This is a genomic window from Aeromonas sp. SER (assembly GCF_038739615.1).
GTDB classification, from domain to species: domain Bacteria; phylum Pseudomonadota; class Gammaproteobacteria; order Enterobacterales; family Aeromonadaceae; genus Aeromonas; species Aeromonas jandaei.
Genome location: NZ_JBCGFC010000005.1, coordinates 86944 through 104575 on the forward strand (window position 1 = coordinate 86944; position 17632 = coordinate 104575).

8 protein-coding genes, 5 tRNA genes and 2 riboswitches are annotated in these 17632 nt (G+C 60.6%); of the genes, 11 read left to right on the forward strand and 2 right to left on the reverse strand.

The genetic code is table 11. From position 1 onward, the window contains the following. Positions 1-68 precede the first annotated feature (68 nt). Positions 69-156: riboswitch (cyclic di-GMP riboswitch) on the forward strand. Positions 157-262: 106 nt separating this feature from the next. The 8 genes from AAHA41_RS09465 (at position 263) to AAHA41_RS09500 (ending at position 9202) form a co-directional block, all read left to right on the forward strand. Beyond that, positions 263-2863, forward strand: coding sequence for a glycosyl hydrolase family 18 protein (locus AAHA41_RS09465; protein WP_139395394.1), 2601 nt, complete (start codon positions 263-265; stop codon positions 2861-2863). A 72-nt stretch (positions 2864-2935) separates the two neighbouring features. Beyond that, positions 2936-5917, forward strand: coding sequence for a M66 family metalloprotease (locus tag AAHA41_RS09470; RefSeq protein WP_323092143.1), 2982 nt, complete (start codon positions 2936-2938; stop codon positions 5915-5917). Positions 5918-5996: 79 nt separating this feature from the next. Further along, entirely contained in the window at positions 5997-7913 is a 1917-nt protein-coding gene (locus AAHA41_RS09475) for a glycoside hydrolase family 19 protein (protein WP_323070299.1), read from the forward strand. A gap of 737 nt (positions 7914-8650) precedes the next feature. Beyond that, positions 8651-8726: transfer RNA gene (locus tag AAHA41_RS09480), tRNA-Ala, on the forward strand. A gap of 28 nt (positions 8727-8754) precedes the next feature. Continuing rightward, positions 8755-8830, forward strand: a tRNA-Ala gene (locus tag AAHA41_RS09485). A gap of 63 nt (positions 8831-8893) precedes the next feature. After that, a tRNA-Ala gene (locus AAHA41_RS09490) sits at positions 8894-8969 on the forward strand. Between the two features lie 48 nt (positions 8970-9017). Further along, a tRNA-Ala gene (locus AAHA41_RS09495) sits at positions 9018-9093 on the forward strand. Between the two features lie 33 nt (positions 9094-9126). Continuing rightward, a tRNA-Ala gene (locus AAHA41_RS09500) sits at positions 9127-9202 on the forward strand. Positions 9203-9370: 168 nt separating this feature from the next. Here the strand turns inward: AAHA41_RS09500 and AAHA41_RS09505 are convergent. Next, positions 9371-11557, reverse strand: coding sequence for an ExeM/NucH family extracellular endonuclease (locus AAHA41_RS09505; protein WP_323070298.1), 2187 nt, complete (start codon positions 11555-11557; stop codon positions 9371-9373). A 295-nt stretch (positions 11558-11852) separates the two neighbouring features. Beyond that, a riboswitch (cyclic di-GMP riboswitch) is annotated at positions 11853-11941 on the forward strand. A gap of 116 nt (positions 11942-12057) precedes the next feature. Between AAHA41_RS09505 and AAHA41_RS09510 the strand changes: the two genes are divergently transcribed. Both AAHA41_RS09510 and AAHA41_RS09515 read left to right on the forward strand, forming a co-directional pair. Continuing rightward, a complete protein-coding gene (locus AAHA41_RS09510) occupies positions 12058-15084 on the forward strand; it encodes a glycosyl hydrolase family 18 protein (protein ID WP_323070297.1) in 3027 nt (1008 codons plus the stop codon). A gap of 140 nt (positions 15085-15224) precedes the next feature. Further along, on the forward strand, positions 15225-16169 hold the full coding sequence (locus tag AAHA41_RS09515; RefSeq protein ID WP_033112748.1) for a chemotaxis protein CheV: 945 nt from the start codon (positions 15225-15227) through the stop codon (positions 16167-16169). 93 nt (positions 16170-16262) lie between these two features. Here the strand turns inward: AAHA41_RS09515 and AAHA41_RS09520 are convergent, their stop codons facing one another. Continuing rightward, the gene (locus AAHA41_RS09520; RefSeq protein ID WP_323070296.1) at positions 16263-16874 is read right to left on the reverse strand and encodes an arylesterase; all 612 of its coding nucleotides are present in this window, start codon (positions 16872-16874) and stop codon (positions 16263-16265) included. Between the two features lie 56 nt (positions 16875-16930). Between AAHA41_RS09520 and AAHA41_RS09525 the strand changes: the two genes are divergently transcribed. Further along, positions 16931-17626: an ABC transporter ATP-binding protein gene (locus AAHA41_RS09525; RefSeq protein WP_321148843.1), complete on the forward strand. Its 696-nt coding sequence runs from the start codon at positions 16931-16933 to the stop codon at positions 17624-17626. Positions 17627-17632: the final 6 nt, after the last annotated feature.

The following is a 17632-nucleotide window of genomic DNA, read 5'->3' on the forward strand; positions in this document are numbered from 1 at the left end:
TTTACTAGGTAGCACTTCGCAAATCGCCCCCCTATAGTCGGGGGGCGATTTTTCTTGTCGCGAATGAAGTGTGTTAAGGGCAAACCGGTCGAAAGGCCGGGACGCAAAGCTTCCGGTCTAAGGGTCAGCAGTACCTAAGATAGCGGGGCCACCACAGGTTGTTGCGCTCCTTTTGCCAAGGAGGAGCACTGCTGTCTGCGTTACCTGTCAGGCGCGTCGCCCTTTTCGTTGCAAACAATAACGAAATAGGGAAATACAACAAATGCCAAGTCCAAAACCTACCTTGCTGGCCCTTGCGGTCGGTCTTTTCTGTACCTCCGCCGCCTACGCGGCTGCGCCCGGCAAACCCACCATCGGCTGGGGCCCCACCAAGTTCGCCATTGTCGAAGTCGATCAGGCGGCAACCTCCTACAACAATCTGGTCAAGGTGAAAGATGCCGCCGATGTGGAGGTGAGCTGGAACCTCTGGAGCGGTGACGTTGGCCAGACTGCCAAGGTGCTGCTCGATGGCAAGGAGGTGTGGTCAGGCCCCTCCGCCGCGGCAGGCACCGCCAAATTCAAGGTGAACAAGGGGGGCCGCTACCAGATGCAGGTGGCCCTCTGCAATGCCGACGGCTGCACCCTCTCCGACAAGAAGGAGATAGTGGTCGCCGATACCGATGGCAGCCACCTGGCGCCGCTCAAGGCGGCACTGCAGGAGAACAACAAGCCCTACGCCAACAAGTCCGGCAAGGTGGTGGGCACCTACTACGTGGAGTGGGGCGTCTACGGGCGCAAGTTCACCGTGGACAAGATCCCGGCACAGAACCTGACCCATATCCTCTATGGTTTCACCCCCATCTGTGGCGGGGATGGCATCAATGACAGTCTCAAGGAGATCGAGAACGGCAACAGCTTCCAGGCCCTGCAGCGTGCCTGTGCCGGCCGGGCTGACTTCAAGGTCGCGATCCACGATCCCTGGGCTGCCGTCCAGATGCCGCAAAGCGGCCTGACCGCCTATGACGAGCCCTACAAGGGCAACTTCGGCGCCCTGATGGCGCTCAAGCAGGCCTACCCCGATCTCAAGATCCTCCCCTCGGTCGGTGGCTGGACCCTCTCCGATCCCTTCTACTTCCTCGGCGACAAGAGCAAGCGCGATACCTTCGTCGCCTCGGTCAAAGAGTTCCTGCAGACCTGGAAATTCTTCGATGGCGTGGATATCGACTGGGAGTATCCGGGTGGACAGGGCGCCAACCCGAAACTGGGCAGCCCGAGCGATGGCGCAACCTATGTGACCCTTATGAAGGAGCTGCGCGCCATGCTCGATGAGCTGGAGTCGCAGACTGGTCGCAAGTATGAGCTCACCTCCGCTGTCGGTGCCGGTTACGACAAGATTGAAGATGTCGATTACCGCGCGGCCCAGCAGTACATGAGCCACATCTTCATGATGACCTACGACTACAACGGTGCATGGAGCAATACCGAGCTGGGTCACCAGACCAACCTCTACGCGGCGAGCTGGGATCCCAACACCAAGTACACCACCGACAAGGCGGTCAACCTGATGCTGGCGCAGGGGGTTGACCCCGGCAAGCTGGTGGTCGGTGCCGCCATGTATGGCCGTGGCTGGACTGGCGTGAGCGGCTATCAGGGCAACAACCCCTTCACTGGCAAGGCGACCGGCAAGGTGAAAGGCACCTGGGAGGATGGCGTGGTCGATTACCGCGACATCGTCAACAACCGCATGGGCAGTGGCTGGGAGAAGAGCTACGACGAGGTGGCCGAGGCCCCCTATCTGTTCAAGGCGTCGACCGGCGATCTCATCACCTATGACAACGACCGCTCGGTCAAGGCCAAGGGGCAGTATGTGCTGGCCAACAAGCTGGGTGGCCTCTTCTCCTGGGAGATCGATGCCGACAACGGCGACATCCTCAATGCCATGCACGAGGGGCTGGGTCACGGCGAGGGAACCACTCCGCCAGCCAACAAGCCGCCAGTGGCCAACGCGGGCAGCGATCTGAGTGTCACTGGCCCGACCGAGGTGACGCTGAACGGCTCCGCGTCCCACGACCCGGAAAATGGCGCCCTCACCTATAGCTGGAAGCAGGTCTCCGGCCCGCAGGCTGCCCTGCTGGATGCCACTCAGGCCAAGGCCCGGGTTGTACTCGATGCCGTGTCCGCCGACATCAATCTGGTGTTCGAGCTGGCAGTGACTGACGACCACAACCTCACCGCCCGCGATCAGGTGGTGGTCACCAACAAGGCGCCGCAGCCCAACCTGCCGCCACTGGTGAGCCTGCCGGCTACCGCTTCCGTGGAGTCCGGCAAGCAGGTGACCCTCAAGGCGACCGCATCTGACCCGAACGGTGATCCGCTCACCTATCAGTGGACGGTACCGGCCGGCCTCACCGCCAGCGGTCAGAACAGTGCAACCCTGGTGGTCACCGGCCCGAACGTCACCAGCGATACCGCCTATGACCTGAGCCTCACCGTCTCCGACGGCGCGCTGGATGCCAGTGCAGCCACCCGTCTGACGGTCAAGCCGGTCAGCGGTGGTGGCGGTTGCTCGGCCACCGATCCGGATGCCGCCAACTGGCCTGCCTGGCAGGCGAGCAAGGTCTACAACGGCGGTGACAAGGTGAGCCACAACCAGCTGGTGTGGCAGGCCAAGTACTGGACTCAGGGCAACGAACCGAGCCGTACTGCCGATCAGTGGACGCTGGTGAGCAAGGTGCAACTGGGGTGGGATGCCAATGTCGCCTACAACAGCGGTGACCTGACCAACCACAATGGTCGCCAGTGGAAGGCCCAGTACTGGACTCGCGGTGATGAGCCCGGCAAGGCTGCGGTCTGGCAGGATGTCGGCGCCGCCAGCTGCAAGTAATACCTCCCGCTTGATGACAGGGGCATGGCGACATGCCCCTCCTTCCCGGTAGCCATCAACACGAGAAAATAAATGACTACATACATGACCCCGATAGCCGGCCTCATTATGGCAACGCTGGCGGCAGCCCCTTTGTCTGCTGGCAGCGCGTCCCTGATATTCAATGACACGACCCCGCAAAGCGATCTGGTGGGCAGCCTGGCTGCCAGAGTGCAGTTTGCCCAGAGCCAGATCCTGCCATCCCATCCCAAGGAGGGGGATCGCCAACCCATCCTGACCAGCCTGCGCAAGAGCTTGCTGCTGGTGCAACCGCTCCAGGCCGACGGGGTGACTCCCATGATGGTGGAGGCCCGTGACGGCAGCGGCAAGCTGCTTGGCACCCTGACCTTGTCACCGCCGTCGGCGCTGCCAGAGACGGTCTACCACCTCGCGGGGGTTCCCGAAGGCGGAGTGAGCTTCGTCCCGGAGAGCGGCACCACTGCCATCATCAGCAGCAGTGCTGATTTGGCCAAACTGAGCGACAAGAGCGGCGCCTTCCTCAAGGATCGACTGAGCGGGCGTGCGCTGGTGGAGATCCAGACCGCCGACGGCCGTTGGGTTCGGGATATCTACCTGCCCGTGAGCCCGGAGCTGGAGGGCAAGATGGTGCGCTTCCGTTCCAGCGCAGGCTACAACTCGACAATTTTCTATGGCGAGCGGCAGGTGACGCTCTCCCGTGGCCAGACCCTGCAGTTCAAGTTTGCCAAGGGGCAGTGGTTCCGTGAGGGGGAGCTGGAGAACAACCGCATCACCTATGCCCCGGATACCTGGAGTGGCGAGCTGCCCGCAGAGTGGATCCAGCCCGGACTGAGCCTCTCCGTTCGTCAGGGCAACCTCACGGGTGAACTGCGTGACATCAAGGTCGGTGCCCCCGGCGAGCTGCTGCTGCACACCATCGATATCGGCATGCTCACCACGCCACGGGATCGCTTTGCCTTTGCCAATGACAAGGAGGCCCATCGCGAATACTTCCAGACCATCCCGGCCAGCCGGTTGATCGTCAGTCAGTATGCGCCGCTCTCCCTGCCTGAGGTGATGCTGCCCAATGGCACCCTGCTGACCGATTTTGACCCGAGCGAAGGGGGTTGGCATGGCGGCACCATGCGCCAGCGCATCGGCAAGGAGCTTATCTCCCACGGCATCGACAATGCCAACTACGGCATCAACAGCAGTGCCGGTGAAGGGGAGGGGAGCCATCCCTTTGTGGTGGCCCAGCTGACGGCGCACAACAGCCGCGGCAAATATGCCAATGGGGTTCAGGTGCACGGTGGCTCCGGCGGCGGTGGCATCGTTACGCTGGATGATTCGCTGGGCAACGAGTTCAGCCACGAAGTGGGCCATAACTTCGGCCTTGGCCACTATGTGGATGGCTTCCGTGGCTCGGTTCATCGCAGTGCCGATCAGCTCAACTCCAGCTGGGGCTGGGACAGTGACAAACACCGTTTCATCCCCAACTTCTCGCCGACCCGCACCAATGAGGATGCCTGTCTGGATGGCCAGTGCCAGCCACCGTTCGATGGCCGCAAGTTTGGCTACGATGCGATGGCGGGCGGCAGCCCTCTCTCCGGCGCCAACCGTTTCACCCTCTATACCCCCAATTCCGCCGCCATCATCCAGCGCTTCCTGGAGAGCAAGGCGGTGTTCGATGCCAACTCGGCCACCGGCTTTAGCAAGTGGAACAGTGCGATGGCCAGGATGGAGCCCTATCAGCACACAATCGAGGGGATCGAGAAGGTCGATGCTCCCATGGATGCCCTGAGCGAGGCCGGACTGAGTGCCCTGCTGGCGGATTACGGCTTGGTCAGGGTCGCCATGTGGGATGGACGCTGGACTCGTGATATCCGGGTGCCGGTTGCCTCTGCGGACAACCGTGGGCGCAGTCTGACCATCGATCACGGGGCCGGTTACAACAGTCGCCTCTTTATCAACGGCAAGGAAATTGTGGTGAACCGGGGCTTCAAGAAGAGCTTCACCTCGGATGGCCAGAGCTGGGTGGAGGTCTCCCCCATCGATACCAAGGTTGCGCGCAAGCCGGAGCAGTTCGGAGTGCCGGTGACCACCCTGGTGGGCTATTACGACCCGCAAGGGAGTCTGCCCAGCTACATCTATCCGGCGCTGCACGGCGCCTACGGCTTCACCTATCCGGATGACAGCAGCACCCTGTCCGGCAGTGACTGCCAGTTGCAGGTGGAGACCCGCGATGGTCTGCAGCGCTTCAGGCTGGCCAATCACCGGGCGGCCAGCAGCGTCATGAACAAGTTCCACATCAACCTGCCCACCGCCAGCGAGCCCGGCCGCGCCACCATCCAGTGCCGTGGCCAGACACTGATACAGCAGAGCTTGCTGCCACCGCAGCAGTCACTCTCCTTTACCGTCAACGGGCGGCCGCTGGAGCAGGGCGTGGTTGAGAACCAGCCTCCGGTAGTGACCGTACCGGCGCAGCTCGGCGGCATCGGCGGTGAGTGGCTGACCGTCACTGCCGAGGCGAGGGATCCCGAGGGCGATGCGCTGAGCTACCGCTGGCACTTCCCGGCGGGCTGGCAGGCAGAAGGCGAGACCAGCGCCAACCTGCGTCTGTTACCGCCGGCAGTCACTACCAGCGAGCAGCATGAGCTGAGTGTTAGCGTCTCGGACGGGGTTCATCAGAGCGAAGGGCGCATCGTGCTGACGCTGGAGCCCGTGGTCGACGGCTCTTGCAACACCACAGATCCGGAAGCGGCCAACGTTCCCGCATGGCAGGCCAGCAAAGTCTACAACGGCGGTGACAAGGTGAGCCACAACCAGCTGGTATGGCGTGCCAAGTACTGGACTCAGGGCAATGCACCGAGCCGCAGTGCCGATCAGTGGGCGCTGGCGAGTCAGGTTGATCTGGGCTGGAGTCCCGCCGTTGCCTACAACGGCGGGGAGCTGACCAACCACAACGGCCGTCGGTGGCAGGCCAGGTGGTGGACTCAGGGTAACGAGCCGGGCAAGCACGGCGTCTGGCTGGATGTCGGGGCGGCAAGCTGCCGTTAAGCCGGGATCCCTATGATGGTGGAGGGGTCTTATGAGGCCCCACCTTTTCTGCTGAAAACCTAGACAGAGAGCAACAATAATGAAAAAAAATCGCATAACCCTGCTGCTTGCCGGCTTGATGCTGAGCGGCCACCTGTGGGCTGCCGAGGCATACGACATCAACAAATCCTACCCGGGCGGCAGCCAGGTCAATTACAACGGCCAGGTTTTCGAGGCCAAATGGTGGGTCAACCCGGGTCAGACTCCGGGCATGGCGGCCGCCAATGAGTGGGATACCCCGTGGAAGCTTGTCGGCGAAGGGGAAGTGACCCCGCCGGATACCGGCGGCGATGACAAGCCCAATCCGCCGACGCCAACCCCGCCGGATGGCAGCACCACCCCCGTCTATATGAGCCAGGCTGAGCTGGATGCCAAAGAGAAGGCGCTGACCGACTTCCCGGCGATGGAAGCGGTCAAGGCTTCCATCGCTACCCGGGACAATCTGGTGGTCGAGGCGGTGCAGCCGGGCCGTGCCGACAACCCGGGCAACGTCAAGCGGGTCGAAAGCCTGCTGAGCGAGGGTCAGTTCAACTACCTCTTCCCGCTGCGCGCCCCCGAGTACACCTATCGCGGCCTGTTGCAGGCGGCGGCCAAGTTCCCGGCCCTGTGCAGCGACTACAGCGATGGCCGCGATGCCGATGCCATCTGCCGCAAGACGCTGGCAACTATGTTCGCCCACTTTGCCCAGGAGACCGGTGGCCATGAAAACTGGCGCCCGGAAGCCGAGTGGCGTCAGGCGCTGGTCTACGTGCGCGAGATGGGATGGAATGAGACCATGCGCGGTGGTTACAACGCCGAGTGCCGTCCCGATGTGTGGCAGGGTCAGCAGTGGCCGTGCGGTACTTTCGACAATGGCGAGTTCAAGAGCTACTTTGGCCGCGGTGCCAAGCAGCTCTCCTACAACTACAACTACGGCCCCTTCTCCGAGGCGATGTTCGGTACGGTACGCACCCTGCTCGACCGTCCCGATCTGGTGGCCGACACCTGGCTGAACCTTGCCAGCGCGGTGTTCTTCTATACCTATCCGCAGCCGCCCAAGCCCTCCATGCTCCATGTCATCGATGGCACCTGGCAGCCGAATGACCATGACAAGCAGAACGGTCTGGTGCCGGGCTTCGGGGTCACCACCCAGATCATCAATGGTGGGGTGGAGTGCGGTGGCCCGGTCGAGCACGCCCAGTCCCAGAACCGCATCAACTACTACCGCGAGTTTGCCAACTACCTCGGGGTGGCGGTGCCATCCGACGAGGTACTGGGTTGCAAGAACATGAAGGTGTTTGACGACAAGGGCGCCGGTGCCCTTCCCATCTACTGGGAGCAGGACTGGAGCTATGTGGCCGAGAACCCCAACGGCGGCAAGAGTTACGCGTGCAAGCTGGTGGGTTACCAGACCCGTTTCAGCGCCTTCAAGGAGGGAGATTACAGCCGCTGTGTTCAGCACTTCTATCCGGAGGTGGTGATCGAGGATAACGGCGGTGGCACCAACCTGCCGCCGGTGGCCAATATCACCGGCCCGGCGCAGGCCGAAGGTGGCAGCAAGGTGACCCTCTCTGGTCAGTACTCCAGCGATCCGGAAGGCAAGCCGCTGGCTTATGCCTGGACTATTCCGGCCGGTGCCTCTGCGCCGGCGCTGGATCAGGTGACGCTGGAGTTGACCCTGCCCAAGCCGGCGACCGATGCCAAGCTGGAGATCAAACTGACGGTTACAGATGAAGGTAATCTGAGTCGCAGCACCACCCATAGCCTGCTGGTGAAAGGAGAGGAGGGGGGCGTAACGCCGCCTGACTATCCAGCCTATAAAGAGGGGACTCCCTACAAGGCAGGCGAGCGGGTCAGCAATGGCGGTGCCAGCTACGAGTGCAAACCGCACCCCTACACCGGCTGGTGCGCCGGTGCCGCCTGGGCTTATGAGCCGGGCAAGGGCACCGCGTGGAGTGATGCCTGGATCAAGCTGTGATATGGCATTAAGCCGAAGCAATAAAAGATGGGGCCTGCGGGCCCCATTCTTGTTTGGTGGAGTTCAGGTTTGGCCGTGGAATATCTGGCCCGGACAGGACAGCGCCTCGAGAGGGCTGTGTGATGATGTGTGCGTTGTAGTTTTATTACGTTTTCCGTGAAAGGCTTTCAGCAATTACTTGCCGTAGCGGAAGTAGTATTCACGGGTAGACGGAGCGTAGGTATCTTTCTCGACTACGCCGCTTTTTCTGGTTGCACCGCGCAGGTGGAACAGAACTGCCAGATTCTCGAACATGGTTTCACCTCATATCTCTGTTGGTTTGTTGCTTTGTGTGACCTGGGTCACGGTTTGATCCTATGGCCATTTGTGAGCCAGATCAACTTTGTGTGTTGTAAATTTACATAAATCATGGAAAGGGTTTTCAAATTCAATCCTCTTTATGGAAAGGCTTTCGTGAACCGCCTCCTGCTGAGCGCTTCGGCCTTGCCATCTCGTAGAGCGGCCTCTCCTGCAGTGATGATTGGGTGAGTGGCGGCCGAGGCTGTGGTGTTGCGACCAGCACGCCAAAGTGCCGGTTAAACGGCCGGATTGCGGCATTTAGTCGATAAAAACAACGACTTGCTGCAATTTTGATTAAACGCGCCAATCGGGGTGATTTTAGGGTTGACAGTGAAGCGGGTGATGCCTATCATGCGCCTCCGTTGCCGGAGATAACTTCGTCAGCGCCGAGGTGAGTTGGGGTTATAGCTCAGCTGGGAGAGCGCTTGCATGGCATGCAAGAGGTCCGCGGTTCGATCCCGCGTAGCTCCACCAAATTCTCCTCGAACAATCTGGAATCAAAGGGGTTATAGCTCAGCTGGGAGAGCGCTTGCATGGCATGCAAGAGGTCCGCGGTTCGATCCCGCGTAGCTCCACCAGGTTCCTGATTGAAATGAAGTACCCAGGGCAGTGCGGTGTGTATCACCCAAGCCGACCTTTGTGGGGTTATAGCTCAGCTGGGAGAGCGCTTGCATGGCATGCAAGAGGTCCGCGGTTCGATCCCGCGTAGCTCCACCATTATTGAGGATGAATGGCCGCCAGAACCATTCATTCAGTGCCGAATTTGGGGTTATAGCTCAGCTGGGAGAGCGCTTGCATGGCATGCAAGAGGTCCGCGGTTCGATCCCGCGTAGCTCCACCAAATTCAGAGTGACATCAGTCATTCACACACATCGGGGTTATAGCTCAGCTGGGAGAGCGCTTGCATGGCATGCAAGAGGTCCGCGGTTCGATCCCGCGTAGCTCCACCATATTTCGTAAAGAAAGTAGAAAAGGCCACCGCATTGCGGTGGCTTTTTTGTTTTCTCAGGCATTTATTTTCCCCATACTTTCCTGCCTTTCATTTGCAAATCAAATGACCAAAACAGCAAAGCCCGCGGATATCGCGGGCTTTTGGCTACTTTCAAGCGGGTTACCGGTTAGTGCCGACGGCGCCAGGCCAGCGGCAGCAGGGCCAGCAGGCCGAGCCCCAGTGCACCACCGCCACTTGAGCCGTGGTCCGGTTTGACGGCATCACCCTTCATTTTCAGATCGACGATGATGGGGTCGTGGTCGGAGGCGCTGAACGGATTATCCGATTTCAGCAGGGTGCCGGTGTACTGGTTGCCGTACTCGAACAGGTTGCTCTCGAAGGAGTTGATGTGCCAGTCGGCCACGTTCGCCACCTTGCTGGCCAGCGCCGGATTGGCGAGAGCATAGTCGAGGGTGCCGAGTTCGCTGTCATAGCTGTAGGAGATGGCTTTCTCCTTGTTGAACTTGACGTTGAGATCGATCAGGCCATAGCTGCGAGTCACCTTGCGACCGAGCTGTTCATAGGACTGGTCACCGATAAAGGTATGAGAGGCCGATACGATCTTCCGCTCGCTGGCAGCCGGGTTGTAATCGGTCAGCACCCGGATCGGATCTTCTTTGGCGTAGGAGTTGAAGTCACCCACCAGCAGCACCTGTCCCGGCAGCTTGCTGACCGCTTCACCCAGCACCTTGGCCGTACTCACGCGGAACTCGGTACACTTGCCCTGCAGGTCGGCCGGTTCTGTCTTGCCATCGCCGTTTTCATAGCAGCCCGAGCCCTTGGACTTGAGGTGGTTGACTACCAGCGTCAGCGGATCCTTGCTGCCCGCGACGGTAAAGCTCTGCACCAGTGAATCGCGCTGGCCGGCGGTTTTGGCCACGCCACCCGTGGTATAGCGCTGCTCCGGCATGCGGATGACATTGGCCTCGCTGGCCGGGGTGAGCAGGGCAGGGCGATAGATCATGGCTACCATGATGGCGTCGCCACCGAAGAATTTCTCGCTGGTGAGCAGGCTTGCTGGCAGGCGGACATAGGCGTAGCGCTTGCTCGCATCCTTCTGCTGCTCGTTGAGACGGGTCACCAGATTGTTGATGGCGGAGTTGTCGCCAAAGCCGTTGTTCTCCATCTCCATCAGGCCGAGCAGATCGGCATCCATCTCGGTGATGGCGTTGACGATCTTGGTGCGCTGCTTCTCGAAGTCGGCCTGGCTCTTGGCGCCGCGGTTGCACCCCTTGGCGCTGTCGGCATCCGCCTGATCTTTGCACAGCACGTTGAGTGCGCCGCCAATGCTGGAGTGGCTGGTGAAGTAGTTGAGCACGTTGAAGCTGCCGATCCGCAGATTGCTGCCACGGGCCCGGGCGGGGGCCGGCTGGCGGTCATCTTCCGGTGTACGCAGCAGGGCGCCGGCGCTCAGGGTGACATCGCTCGGCACTACCAGACGGAAGGCATCCTTGTTGTAGACGATGACCCCCTCCAGCCCGGTCAGTTGATCACCGATACGCAGATAGCCTTGATCGGCATCCCAGCCCGGGAACCAGGGCAGTACGCCATCCTGCGCCTTGTAATCAGACTCGACCACCAGCCGGTTGCTGCCATTTTTGGCGGCCAGAGCGACCGCTTTCGGGCTGCTGGCAATATGGAGCTGGGTCGGCTTGAGCAGTGGCGCCTTGTGGGAGAGCTCGACGTTGTTGCGATAAACCTTGTAGTCGAAGCCGTAGTTGCGGGTCAGATGGAGATCGCTGCTGCTGTCGAGCCGTACCCGCATCCCTTCGTGGCGATTGAGTGCCTGCGCCAGCGTCTCTCCTTCATTGACCTGCAATACGCTGGTCGGCACCGTCAACCCCTGTGCTGTGACCTGCAGGCGGGCTTTGTTGGCCTCGAAGGTGGGTTTGAGCTGGGTGCCGCCGTAGTACTCCTCGACCCTGGCTTCGAGGCAGACTTCAGTCCCCGGCTTGAGGGCCGGGTAGTTGGTCGCAAGTTTGCTGTCATTGAGATAGACGAAGATGCCATCCGAGGTGGCCGGGTTGCCATCTCCCGCCGGATCAGTCAGATAGAAGCCTTTGGTCAGGCTCTGGCCGAGGGTGGTAACGACACCGCGCACCATGAAGGTACCCGGACTGATTTTTCCCGTGATGTTGCCGTTTTTATCGGTCACCGTGTCGGTCGCGAACTGGCTCCCTGAGCCTGTTCCCTGAATGGTCGGAATGGGGGTGAGTTGCGCCGGATCGGCGGGGCAGACGAAGGCGGCGTGGGCGCCGGGGGCTGCGAGGGCCAGCCCCACGGCCAGAGACAGCAGGGTGCGAGTACCTTTCATAAGTGTTCCTTTTTTATTTTTGCCAGTGTTTCCATAGTCCTGGTCGCAGACCAGGGGCGCGCATTGTCACATTTTCGGCATGTCACACCAGTGAGCCAACGCACATTATAGGGATACAAATGAGCTCGCGTTGGTGTTTTTTGATCTGGCTAACACTCTGAAATTAATGACAAAACAATTACCAATGGTCGTGGTGGGAAAGTGTGATCCCGCTGGCAACCACATATTTTTCTCCGAGAATGAAGATTGAGACTCGGCTGCATGCTTTCTATACTCGGCTTGTTCCTCACGGAACCCAGGTAAAGGGCAAACCGGTTGAAATGCCGGGACGCAATACCTCCGGTCTTCCGATCAGATGATGATCCAGATAGCGGGGTTTCCCCGGGTGAAGAGGCAGTGTGCGGCGAGTCCATAGCCGGTAGTCTCCCTCCCTTCACGCAGGTTGCGCTTGTGCTTTGCCTTGGTCACCAATGCCAAGACAAAACAAGGAAGATAACAATATGCAACAGTTCCTGAGGCCCAGCCGGCTTGCCGTGCTGGTGGCCATCGCTGCCATGCCCGCCTGGGCGCAGGCAGCCTATCCCGCCTACAAGGCCGGTACTGCCTATAAAGCCGGTGACATCGTCAGCAATGCCGGCGCCCTCTATGAATGCAAAGAGTTCCCCTACTCTGGCTGGTGCGGGGCATCACCCTATCACTATGAACCCGGTGTCGGGGTGGTCTGGGCGGATGCCTGGAAGCTCTATGGCGGCGAAGTGCCGCCACCGGCGCTCGGCGTGGCCGTCAGCTCTCCGGCTGCCGGTGCCAGCTTCAACGAAGGTGCCAGCGTTGCGCTGGCGGTGACCCTGAGTGGCCCGGTGACGGCGCTGGTTCGGGTGGAATACCTTATCGACGGCAAGCTTGCTGCCACGGCCAGCGCCTCGCCCTGGGGCGCCAGCTGGAGTGCTGCGGGCGTTGGGGCGCACGCCCTGAAAGCGCGGGCACTGGATAAGGATGGCAAGGTACTGAGCGAGGCGGATTCGAGCTTCAACGTCGCTGCCGTGGTAGCGCCAGAGGCGCCCAAGGTGAGCATCAGCAGCCCGGCCAGCGGTGCCAAAGTAACGCTCGGTCGCAGCGTGGCGGTGAGCGGCAATGTCACCGATGCCAACAACGATGTGACCAAAGTCGAGCTGTTTGTCGATGGCAAGAAGGTAGGGGAAGACAATGCCGCCCCCTGGCAGGTCAACTGGACACCCGATGCCAAGGGCAGTGCCGCCCTCAAGCTGGTCGCCACCGACAAGACCAATCTGGTCGGCGAGTCGGCGGCAGTGAACGTCACTGTCGAGGAGGCCGCGCTGCCACCATCCGGCGGCAACCTCTCCTGCGATATCCGCCAGATCTACCGCCCGGATGGCTACGAGTGCATGGGGGATGACCATGCCCGTCGGGTCATCGGCTACTTCACCTCCTGGCGCACCGGCAAGAATGGCCTGCCCGCCTATCTGGTGAGCGACATTCCGTGGAGCAAGATCACCCACATCAACTACGCCTTCGCGGCGGTAGACGAGCAGAGCCACACCATCAAGGTGGATGACTCTGCGACCAAGATGACCTGGGATGGCGTGCCGGGTGCCGAGATGGATCCGGAGTTCGCCTACAAGGGGCACTTCAACCTGCTGTCGAAGTTCAAGAAGCAGTATCCGGACGTGAAAACCCTGATTTCGGTCGGGGGCTGGGCCGATACGCGTGGCTTCTACACCGCTACCACCAAGGGCGACTGCTCGGTCAACACCGATGGCATCAATGCGCTTGCCACGTCGGCGGTGAGTTTTATCCGTCAGTACGGTTTTGACGGGGTCGATATCGACTATGAATATCCCACCTCCATGAAGGATGCGGGCAACCCCAACGACTTCCCGCTCTCCAACCAGTGCCGCAGCAAGCTCTTTGCCAACTACAAGGTGATGATGCAGACCCTGCGCAGCAAGCTGGATACGGCGGGCAGCGAGGATGGCCGCAAGTACATGCTGACCATCGCCTCGCCAGCTTCCGCCTATCTGCTGCGCGGCATGGAGAACTTCCAGATCACCCAGTACCTCGACTATGTCAACCTGATGACCTACGACTTCCACGGTGCCTGGAACCACTTTGTCGGCCACAACGCCGCCCTGTTTGACAACAAGGCAGACGCCGAGCTGGCGCAGTGGGGCGTTTACACCCAGAAAGAGTTTGGTGGCATCGGTTACCTCAACGCCGCCTGGTCTGCTCACTACTTCCGTGGTGCGCTGGCGGCCGGCAAGATCAACGTGGGCGTGCCCTATTACACCCGCGGTTGGCAGGGTGTCAGCGGTGGCACCCACGGTCTGGGCGGCAAGGCAGCACTGCCGAGCCAGAGTAATTGCCAGCCGGGTACCGGTGGCGGCACCATTCCGTGCGGCAACGGGGCGGTCGGCATCGACAATATCTGGCACGATCTGGACAAGAACGGCAAGGAGATCGGCGGTGGCGCCGTCCCCATGTGGCATGCCAAGAACCTGGAGCACGCAGCCGATTTGGGGATCACCAGCATGCCGAGCTACGGTCAGGCCTGGGGCCTGGATCCCAACAACCCGGCCCACGTGATGCAGGGCAAGTATGTCCGTTACTACGACGACAAGGCTCATGCCCCCTGGCTGTGGAACGAGGAGAAGAAAGTGTTCCTCTCCACCGAGGATGAGGAGTCCATGGGTCACAAGCTCGACTACATCGTCAATCGTGGTCTGGGTGGCGTGATGTTCTGGGAGATGGCGGGTGACTACGCCTACGATCCGGTGAAAAAAGAGTACGGCATGGGGGATACCCTGACCACGCTCGCCTACGACAAGTTTGCCAAGGCGACCAAGTACAACACCAAGCAGAACGATCTGGCAGCTCCGGCGGCCCAGCTCGACATCGCGGTGAGCCTCTCCGGCTTCAAGGAGGGTGATTCCAACTATCCGATCAACCCGACCCTGAAGCTCACCAACAACTCGACCCAGACCATTCCGGGCGGTGCCCGCATCGAGTTCCTGGTGCCCACCTCTACCTCTGACACCATCACCGACCAGAGCGGGATGGGGCTGAAAGTGGTGGAGAGCGGCGGCAACCAGAACTCCGACGGGATTGCCAACGAGAAGGACTTCCACAAGGTAGCTCTGACGCTGCCGACCTGGAAAGCCTGGACGCCGGGCAGCGATGTGGAAGTGGCGATGACCTACTATCTGCCGGCCGCTGGTGTGCCGAGTGGCATCCGCATCATCAGCGGCAGCCAGACCGCGGGTCTCAAGGCCGAGTTCCCGACCCTGCCGGAGGCCGTACTGGGCTCGGGCGGTGGTGAGGGCGGTGCGACCTGCAGCAGCCAGAACATCAATCCGGCAGCCTACAAGGCTTACCCGACCTGGCCGCAAGGGGATCATGCCAACGCAGGCGATCGCATCACCCACAACAAGGTGGTGTGGCAGGCCAACTGGTGGACCAGCAGTGAACCCAAGGCCACCGATGGCAGCTGGAAGTCTGTCTGCAGTTATTGATTTTTAAATCAAGGAGATAAGTGAGGCTTAGGCCTCACTTTTTTTATCTGCATGGTCGATCTGGTTGAAAATGCGTCTGCCTTTCCTGGCAGGCAGCCTCTATAATAGAAGTCGATTAATAATCAGATGGATGTCAGCATATGGCGAGTATATTGGATTCAGTTGATCAACGAACCCAGCTGGTAGGGGAAAACCGCCTGGAGTTGTTGATGTTCCGTCTCGGCACCCGCCAGATGTTTGCCATCAACGTCTTCAAGGTGCGAGAAGTGGTCAAGCTGCCGCACCTCAACAAGATGCCGGGCTCTCACCACAATATCAGCGGGGTGGCCAATATCCGCGGCACCTCGATCCCGGTGATCAATCTGCGCAGCGCCATCGGCATGCGACCCATGCCGGTCGACAGTGAATCCAACCTCATCATCACCGAATACAACCGCACCATTCAGGGCTTTCTGGTGGGGCAGGTAGCCAACATCGTCAACATGACCTGGAAGGATATCCTGCCGCCGCCGCGCTCGGCCGGGCGCGCCAACTACCTCACCGCCATTACCCGCATTCCGGAAGACGGGGTGGATCAGATTGTCGAGATCATCGACGTGGAGAAGGTGCTGGCGGAGATCATCACCTATGACATCAGCATCTCCGAAGAGGTGCTGGATCGGGATATTCTGCCCGAGATGCACGGCCGCAAGGTGCTTATCGTCGATGACTCCAGCACTGCCCGCAATCAGGTACGCGAGACGCTGGGGCAGCTGGGGCTCGAGGTTATCGAGTGTCAGGACGGCTTGCAGGCACTGACCCTGCTCAAGGGGTGGTGCGATGCCGGCAAGAAGGTGACCAACGAGATCCTGTTGATGATCACCGATGCTGAGATGCCGGAGATGGATGGCTACCGCCTGACCCACGAAGTGCGCAGCGATCCGCGCATGGCCGATCTCTTCATCACCCTCAATACCTCCCTGAGCGGCAACTTCAACGAAGCCATGGTCAAGAAGGTGGGGTGTGACCGCTTTATCTCCAAATTCCAGCCGGACCTGCTGGTTGGCGTGGCGCAGGAGCGGTTGCGTCAGGTACTGGAAAAGTAACCCGCCATACCGTTAGCAATGCGAAACATCCCGCCTCGGCGGGATGTTTGCTTATCTGCCGTCGTATATATGACACCGCCTGTTGCCAAGGCGTTAGCGGTTCATCAGTGGTTCCATGAAGCGTGCCACCTTGTCGCGGATCTGCGGTTGCGCCGCCGGGGTAGGGTGAATGCCATCGTTCATCATAAGTTCAGGGCGCAGCGCAATATCATCCATGAAGAAGGGGAGCAGGGGCAGCTTGTTGGTCTCGGCGAGTTCCGGGAAGATCTGCTCGAACTGACGCAGATAGCGGGCTCCGTAGTTGCGGGGCAGCTGGATCTGAGTCAGCGCGACCTGAATCTGCTTCTCTTTGGCAAGGGCAATCATGCTGGCCAGATTCTGGCGGGTGATGGCAGGGGCAAAGCCACGCAGGCCGTCGTTGCCCCCCAGTTCGATCAGCAGCCAGTCTGGCTGATGCTGCTCCAGCAGGGCGGGCAGGCGCGCCAGCCCTCCCTGGGTTGTCTCACCGCCGACGCTGGCATTGATGAGGGTGTGCTCGCCCCCCTCGTTCTGCCATTTTTGTTCAAGCAGGGCTGGCCAGCTCTGCTTCTCCTGCATCTGATAGCCGGCACTCAGGCTGTCGCCGAGCACCAGCAGAGTCTGGGCCTGAACCGACGAGAGCAGGCTGCCGAGGCCAACCAGCAAGGCAAACAGAATACGCACCATCAATTCAACTCCCGCTATGGATTGCCATCAAGGGATTGGGACAAAGGATATCGAGCATGAGTTCAACCCCCATTATTGTCGTCAAGGGCCTCGGCAAATCGGTCAGCCTCGGCCAGGAAAGCCTCACCATCCTTGAAGGGATCGATCTGCAAGTCAATAGCGGCGAGACAGTGGCACTGGTCGGCGCCTCCGGGTCAGGCAAGTCTACTTTGCTCGGATTGCTGGCCGGGCTCGATCTGCCGAGTCTTGGCTCCATCGAAATTCTCGGCAAGTCACTCGGCGAGCTGGATGAGGAGGGGCGGGCCAGATTGCGCGCCGAGCAGATCGGCTTTGTCTTCCAGTCATTCCTGCTGCTCCCGACCATGACGGCGCTCGAGAACGTGATGCTCCCTGCCGAGCTGCGCGGTGAGCGTGACTGCGAGCCAAGAGCCCGTGAACTGCTGGCGGCGGTAGGGCTTGGCGAACGTCTGCATCATCTGCCGCCACGGCTCTCCGGTGGCGAGCAGCAGCGGGTGGCCATTGCCCGCGCCTTCATGACCCGGCCCAGCCTGCTGCTGGCCGATGAACCGACCGGCAACCTCGACAGCAAGACCGGCGACAAGGTGATTGAGCTGCTGTTTGAGCTCAACCGCAAGCACGGCACCACTCTGGTGGTGGTGACCCATGACCAAGAGTTGGCCAGCCGGTGCCAGCGTCAGCTGGTGATGGCGGCAGGCAGGCTGGAGCGCGAGGTGAGTCATGCCGTGGTGTAACGCATG